Source organism: Rhodohalobacter halophilus (assembly GCF_001715195.1).
Taxonomy (GTDB): Bacteria; Bacteroidota; Rhodothermia; order Balneolales; family Balneolaceae; genus Rhodohalobacter; species Rhodohalobacter halophilus.
Genome location: NZ_MDWE01000049.1, coordinates 1 through 7,428, shown reverse-complemented (window position 1 = coordinate 7,428; position 7,428 = coordinate 1). Strand labels below are relative to the sequence as shown.

The 7,428-nt window shown below is 44.5% G+C and carries 5 protein-coding genes and 1 pseudogene; 5 read left to right on the top strand and 1 reads right to left on the bottom strand.

The window, feature by feature from the left end; all coding sequences use genetic code 11:
* The 5 genes from BG260_RS12335 to BG260_RS12315 form a co-directional block, all read left to right on the top strand.
* A partial coding sequence (locus BG260_RS12335; RefSeq protein WP_141691603.1) for a pyridoxal phosphate-dependent aminotransferase occupies positions 1–1,026 on the top strand: 1,026 nt, incomplete at its 5' end.
* Complete coding sequence (locus BG260_RS12330) at positions 1,027–3,192, top strand: Gfo/Idh/MocA family oxidoreductase (protein ID WP_069133143.1); 2,166 nt, start codon at positions 1,027–1,029, stop codon at positions 3,190–3,192.
* Positions 3,193–3,369: 177 nt separating this feature from the next.
* Entirely contained in the window at positions 3,370–3,744 is a 375-nt protein-coding gene (locus tag BG260_RS12325; RefSeq protein WP_069133141.1) for a GxxExxY protein, read from the top strand.
* Positions 3,745–3,830: 86 nt separating this feature from the next.
* The gene (locus BG260_RS12320) at positions 3,831–5,405 is read left to right on the top strand and encodes an alginate lyase family protein (RefSeq protein ID WP_083750304.1); all 1,575 of its coding nucleotides are present in this window, start codon (positions 3,831–3,833) and stop codon (positions 5,403–5,405) included.
* A 93-nt stretch (positions 5,406–5,498) separates the two neighbouring features.
* Positions 5,499–6,719, top strand: coding sequence for a glycosyltransferase family 4 protein (locus BG260_RS12315; RefSeq protein WP_069133137.1), 1,221 nt, complete (start codon positions 5,499–5,501; stop codon positions 6,717–6,719).
* Between the two features lie 299 nt (positions 6,720–7,018).
* On the opposite strand, the pseudogene BG260_RS12310 reads toward BG260_RS12315, so the two are convergent.
* Positions 7,019–7,428 (bottom strand): annotated as a pseudogene (locus tag BG260_RS12310) (capsule assembly Wzi family protein); the annotation flags it as partial.

The following is a 7,428-nucleotide window of genomic DNA, read 5'->3' as shown; positions in this document are numbered from 1 at the left end:
CGAGTGGAAGATAATTCCAAATGTTTAAAACTTGATTGGAATGAATCTGTTGAATCACATTCTATAGTAAAAAAAGCATTAATTGATTTTATAGAGAATAATGAGGGGGCCATAAAATGGTATCCAGATGTAGAGGCTGCAGAATTAAGGGAATCGTTAAGTGACTATTTAAATATATCAAGATTAGATATATCTGTATTTGGGGGATCTGACGTCGCACTTGAAACAGTTGCCAAAACATATTGTGGACCAGGGGACAAAGTAGTATCTGTTGTTCCTTCTTATGACAACTTTAGGGTATATGTTGAATCTACTGGTGCTGAAATTGAGAACATGTTTTTTAATCCAATCTATGAAGATATTGCTGTATTGACGGCAAAATTTCGAGACTTAGATTTTACTCCAAAACTTATTTATTTAAATAATCCAAACAATCCTATAGGATATCATATACCCGTAGATGAAATAGAGTCTTTATTATTAAAATTTAAAGATTCCCTCTTTATTGTCGACGAAGCCTACATTGAATTTTTAGGTAAATCATATTCTGCGGTATCTCTTGTTAAAAATTATGAAAACATTGTTGTAGCTCGTTCATTTTCAAAAGCATTTGGGTTAGCAGGTTTGAGGTTAGGCTATATTGTTACTCATCGCGGTAATTTATTGCATATCAATAAAATTAGAAATGGGAAAAATATCTCAATGTTTGCTCAAATAGCTGGGAAAGTATTAATTGATAATTCACAATATGTAATTAGTTATGTAGAAAAGGTTAATGAATCAAAAAAATGGTTTCTGGATAATTTAAAGAAGCATGGAATAACAGCCCATGGTAGCAAGGCAAATTTTGTTTTAGTGGAAGTTAAAAATCCAGAGCAGGTTCTTACGCAACTAAAGAGAGAGAATATTTATGTAAGGAATAGAAGCCATATGGAAGGGTTAGAAAATATGATTAGGATTACAATAGGTAATAAAGAAGTAATGAAAAGAACTTTTGAAGTATTAAAACAGATCATAAAAGTATAAATGAAGCAAATCATCCAAGACCTTAAATCCGGTGATACGATTTTAGAAGAAGTTCCTGTTCCACGAGTTGGTTCCGGTAAAGTGCTCATCAAAACCCACCGCACCCTGGTTTCTTTAGGAACGGAAAAAATGCTGGTCAGTTTTGGTCAGGCCAACCTGTTAGACAAAGCCCGTCAACAGCCCGAGCGGGTCAAGGAAGTCATCAACAAAATGAAAACTGACGGAATACAACCCACGTTAGAGGCGGTATTCCGTAAGTTGGGAACGCCCTTGCCGTTGGGTTACAGTCAGGCCGGAGAAGTGTTGGCGGTCGGAAAAGGCGTGACGGAATTCAGTCCCGGAGACCGGGTGGTATCCAATGGCAATCATGCCGAGTATGTAGTGGTGCCCAAAAACCTGGTGGCCAAGATCCCTGAAGGGGTTTCCTATGAAGAAGCCTCGTTTACCGTAGTGGGTGCTATTGGTTTGCAAGGCATTCGGCTGGTTCAGCCTACTTTAGGAGAAACGGTAGCGGTTATTGGTTTGGGGCTTATTGGTCTCATCACCTGCCAGCTTTTAAAAGCCAACGGTTGCAAAGTTGTAGGATTCGACTTGGATGAAGATAAACTAAAGCGGGCCGAAAGTTATGGTGTCACCGCCGTCAACTCCGGCACGCAAAATCCGGTTCGGTTCATGGAGGAATTTACCGGTCAGGTGGGCGCCGATGCGGTGATCATTACCGCCAGCACTAAATCCAATGAGGTGATAAAACAGGCCGCCAATATGAGTCGCAAGCGCGGGCGCATTGTGTTGGTGGGCGTTATCGGACTGGACATCGATAGGGCCGATTTTTATGAGAAAGAGCTGAGTTTCCAGGTGAGCTGTTCCTATGGTCCCGGCCGCTACGATGAAGAGTATGAGCAGCGTGGCAATGACTATCCGCTGGCGTACGTGAGATGGACGGAGAAACGAAATTTTGAGGCGGTACTGGAGGCCATCCGGAATGGCAGTCTGGATGTGAAGTCGCTGATCACTGAGCGTGTAAAGCTGGAGGATTATCTGGAGATCTATGGGGACATGGGTGCCGGTAATTCCATAGCATCCATTCTTGAGTATCCTGTGGAAGAAGGGGTGAACCACAAAGGGCGCGAAGGAGGCACAAAGGGCACAGCGTTAGGTAGGACTATTACGATACCAAAGGCTGAGTTTAACGGTGGAACTGGTATAATGGCGATTGTGGGGGCTGGTAATTTTACGCAGGCGATGATACTTCCGGCACTGGATAAGGCAGGGGCTTCGATGAAGTATATTGTGAGTTCGGGCGGGTTGTCTTCGACTACGCTGGCTAAGAAATACAGTGTTCCCAACAGCACTACGGATTTGGATGCGGTGTTAAGTGATGAGGAAGTGGATGGGGTGGTTATAACCACGCAGCACAACTTGCATGCCGGAATGACCATTAAGGCGCTGAAGGCCGGGAAGCAGGTATTTGTGGAAAAACCGTTGGCTTTGAAGTCGGACGAGCTGGATGAGATCATCTCTGCCGTTGAAGAAACCGGGAACACGGTAACGGTTGGGTTTAACCGCCGTTTTTCACCCCATGCGGAGAAGATGAGAGCTTTGGTAGGGGAAAGGCCGGGGCCCATGAATGTGATTGCAACCATGAATGCCGGTCATATTCCCCCGGAGGTTTGGGTGCATGACCTGGAATCCGGTGGTGGACGAATTGTAGGCGAAGCCTGTCATTATGTGGATTTGATTACTTATCTCACCGGTTCCAAAGTGGTGGAAGTCAGCATGCAAGCCATGGGCACCGATCCTAAAGAAAACACCGACAACGCCTCCATCCACCTGAAATACGAAAACGGATCGCTGGGTGTGATCAACTACTTTGCCAATGGGAATAAATCCTACTCCAAAGAACGGGTGGAAGTGTTTTACCAGGGCAACAATCTTATCCTCGATAACTTCCGAAGACTGGATGGGTACGGATATGGAAAAGGGTTTGGCAGCAAGCTGCTCAAGACGAAGCAGGATAAAGGACATCACAAACAGTTCGAGCTACTAACCCAACGCTGGAAAGAAGGGGGAGAGCCGCTCATTCCATTTGATGAAATTGTGAATACGACAAGGGCGACCTTTGCGGCAATTGAGTCTTTAAAACAGAATAAGACTATGAAGGTTTAACCACGGAGGACACAAAGAACACGGAGAAAGAATGGATTTATTAAACTTTGTGTACTCTGTGATCTTGGTGGTTCAAAATAGTATGAAACAGGATAATAAATTAGCAACGGATATGGTAAATAACCACGGAGGGCACGAAGAGCACAAAGTTTACATAATCCTTAGTGGTTCATAAATATGGTAGAGGAAAATAAAATAGCAGCATCTGTAGTCAATTCAGCAATTCGGGTACATCGCGAACTTGGCCCCGGATTATTGGAATCTGCATATCAAGCGGCCTTATCCCATGTTCTCATTAATGAAGGTTTCAAAGTTGAAAAGGAAAAACCCCAGCATATATATTTTGAAGGAGAAAGAATTGATTGTGGTTACAGAATTGATCTACTGATTAATGATAAGGTAATTGTTGAATTAAAAGCTGTTGAAAGTTTAAAAAAGATTCATACCGCTCAAATATTAACATATTTGAAATTATCTGGTTGTCGATTAGGGATAATTCTAAATTTCAATGTGCGATTACTTAAACATGGAATCAAACGGGTGATTTTATAAAATTCTTATTTACCACGGATGACACAAAGAAATGAATAATTACAATTACATCTTAGTGTGCTCCGTGCCCTCCGTGGTTACCCATAATGCTTAATAAACTTTCCAGATATTATCACACCCTTAAGTACCTCAAGCCGATACAAATTCGGTACCAGGTTTGGTATCGGTTGAGAGATCAGTTTTTTCCGGTGGTGATACCTGAAGGTATTAAAGCTCCAAGGTTTCAGAAAGTAACACTCAGTCCGTTCCCCGAACAATTTGAGCACTATTTAGGGAATCATCGTTTTTCACTGTTAAACCTGGAGCACACGTTTGAGAATTCAATCGACTGGAACTACTCGGGTTACGGTAAGCTGTGGACTTATCACCTGAACTACTTCGACTACCTTCATCAGCCCGGGATGAGTTGGGAAACCGGGAAAGGGCTGATGGATGACTTCCTGGCCGATATTCAAAATCGAAAGGATGGAATGGAGCCGTATCCGATCTCCTTACGAACCATCAACTGGATCAAGTTCCTTGCCGTGCATCAACGTTTCCCGCAAGAGATCGTGGATTTGCTTTATGCTCAATATCAAGTATTGACCAAAAAGCCGGAGTATCATCTGCTTGGAAATCACCTGCTGGAGAATGGATTTTCTCTGCTCTTCGGTGCTGTTTTCTTTCAGGATGAGAAACTGACACAGCTTGCAGAGCGGATTTTGTTCAATGAACTCGAGGAACAGATCCTGGAAGACGGAGCACATTTTGAGCTCTCTCCGATGTACCATGTCATTCTGTTGCAGAGAGCGCTGGACGGGTACAATCTGCTCATAAATAACAATCACGGTCTGAATGACGTACAGGATCTTCTGAAGGAGAAAATTCAGCAGATGGTAAACTGGCTGGATGAGATGATGTTTTCTAATGGGGATATCCCGATGTTCAACGATAGCACTCACGGTCAGGCATTGGAACCCAAAACCATCCTGGAGTATGCGAATCAGCTTGGATTTAGTTCTGAACCGATGCAGCTAAGTGAATCGGGCTATCGAAAGTTTGAGTTTGGCGATTTTGAAATGATTGCGGATGCAGGTCCGGTAGGGCCAAGTTATCAGCCGGGTCATGCACACTGTGATCTGCTCTCTTTTGTACTCTACCACAAAGGAATTCCGGTGATTGCGGACAGGGGTATTTCAACGTATGAGAAAAACAGTCGCCGCGAAGAGGAGAGAGGAACGGCCTCCCACAACACGGTGATGATCAACGGAGTGGAACAGTCGGATGTATGGGGCGGTTTCAGAGTGGGAAGAAGGGCGGTACCTGAAATTTTAGAGGATCGTGAAGAATTTCTTTCGGCGACGCATACCGGTCACGACCACATTGGCTGTAAGCACAGGCGCAAATGGTCGGTTGAGGAAGGAAGTTTACGGATTGAGGATTGGGTTGATGGTGACGTAAAGCAGTCAGAGGCCTTTTTCCATTTTTATCCGGATGTTGAGGTTCGGGAATTAGACCGCGGGAAATTCCGTATAGAAAACCTTATTTTGGCGCTCGATGGGTTTGGGTCAGCAGAGATAGAAACCTATGAGTACTGTCCGGGATTTAATAAGAGGACAGAAGCCTCGAGATTGCGGGTGGTTTTTGGGGATCACTTAAAAACAGAAATAATAGAAAGTTGAACCACGGAGATCACGGAGGTCACAAAGGGGATAAATATTTTTCCGTGCTCTTTGTGTCCTTTGTGGTTCCTAATTTTAGGTAATTATTTATAAATGAAAATTCTATTCATCACGGACAATTTTCCGCCGGAAGTGAATGCTCCGGCTACGCGCACCTATGAACATGCGATAGAGTGGGTGGAAGAGGGAGCTGAGGTAACCGTATTGACTTGTAATCCCAACTTCCCGCAGGGTAAAATTTACGACGGGTATAAAAACCGGATCAAGCAGGTTGAACATATCGATGGAATAAAGGTGGTTCGCCTGTGGTCGTACATGTCGGCCAATCAGGGATTTGTAAAACGAACGCTCGACTATATGAGTTTTGCCTGGATGTCTTCCCTATTCGGGCTGTTTGAAAAGGCGGATGTGATCATTGCGACCTCCCCACAGTTCTTTACGACTTGGGCCGGTTGGTTCTTATCAAAACTGAAGCGCAAACCGTGGGTGTTTGAGCTGCGTGATCTCTGGCCGGAGTCGATTGCTACAGTTGGAGCCATGAGCAAAGAGAGCCGCGCGTACCGAACACTGGAAAAGATTGAGCTGGGTCTATATAAATCTGCTGATCTGGTTATACCCAATACACCGGCATTTAAAACGAATTTAGTAAACCGGGGAATTCCGGAAGAGAAGATGCATGTGATTCCAAATGGGGCGAACCTGGAGCTTTTTGATCCGGAACGGAAGAATGCTGAGTTAAAGGAGAAGTTGGGTATTAAGGAAGATTTTGTGATCGGATATATTGGGACGCACGGCCTGGCTCATTCGCTGGATTTTGTGATAGAATCGATTGCAAAGGTTGATTTCGGGAATATTCACTTCCTTTTTATCGGAGACGGTGCGGAGAAGGAGAAGGTGAAATCGATGGCCGATGATAAGGGATTGAAGAACGTGACTTTTCTGGACCCGATTCCAAAAGCACAGATACCGAATTATCTGGCTTTGACGGATGCTTCACTGGTGCCGCTGAAGAAATCGGATACGTTTAAAACAGTGATCCCATCCAAGATCTTTGAAGCGTGCGCGATGGGTAAACCGATCATTCTGGGAGTGGAAGGTCAGGCTAAAGAGATTATTGATGAGTTTGAAGCGGGTGTCTGCTTTGAACCGGAGAACAGTACTGAATTTGTGGATGCGGTACATCGATTGACGGGTGATAAGAGGCTTTACCAAACACTGTCTGAGAATGCATTGAACCTGGCCAGGGCGTATGACCGGAAAAAGCTGGCGAAAGAGATGCTGGATGTGATTCGTGAGAAGGTTGTGAACCGCTGAGGGTGTGTTAGGTGATCCTCGTCCGCCGGTTGGGATTTCAGTGAGCAGTAAACAGTTAGCAGTAGGCAGGAAGTAGTTGGGATTTGGGGTCCAGTAGGAATTTTGAATTTTCCCTCGTCTGCCGAATACCGGCGTGCTTTTCGACGGTTCGACCGACGAGTTCTTATTGGCAGCTAAAAATAAACAACCTAAGCTTTAACCACAGCGTACACGGTGAAGGCACTACGATCACTGCGTTGTAGGCGCCGTGAAAAATCGCTGTGCCCGCCGTGGTTTATCATTCAATTGATGAATAATTGTTAGTCTATTGTGTAACGAACTCCGAGGCTTCCACCTACACTGTTTTCCCTGAACTCCCCGGCATCAAATGCTGCAGATATATTAAACGTAAAGTTCCCCAAGCTTTGCGGGCTGTAGTTTACATCAAGAAGAAAAGAGTATCGGTCTTCCCGTCGCTCGGAAAAGTCAATCGAACCCCGGGGCTCTTTGTGAAAACCAACTCCTGTCCCGTAATTACGTGAGTAGGTTGCTAATAGTTTATAATCAAATCTTCTTGAAAACTGTCCCTTTAATCCTAAATGATGCCCCACAATAATATTGTTGTCCACCCGGTCGGTTTCCGGATCTCTGGTGATAAGCGGGATTCCAATCGTACGGTTTTCATACGACCAGCCCGACCGATAGTAGCTGTGGTTATAGTAGCCCGCCC

Bases quoted from the DNA above. Each gene is read 5' to 3' on its own strand.
- BG260_RS12325 (WP_069133141.1), top strand. From the start codon at position 3,370: ATGGTAGAGGAAAATAAAATAGCAGCATCTGTAGTCAATTCAGCAATT.
- BG260_RS12315 (WP_069133137.1), top strand. From the start codon at position 5,499: ATGAAAATTCTATTCATCACGGACAATTTTCCGCCGGAAGTGAATGCT.
- BG260_RS12320 (WP_083750304.1), top strand. From the start codon at position 3,831: ATGCTTAATAAACTTTCCAGATATTATCACACCCTTAAGTACCTCAAG.
- BG260_RS12330 (WP_069133143.1), top strand. From the start codon at position 1,027: ATGAAGCAAATCATCCAAGACCTTAAATCCGGTGATACGATTTTAGAA.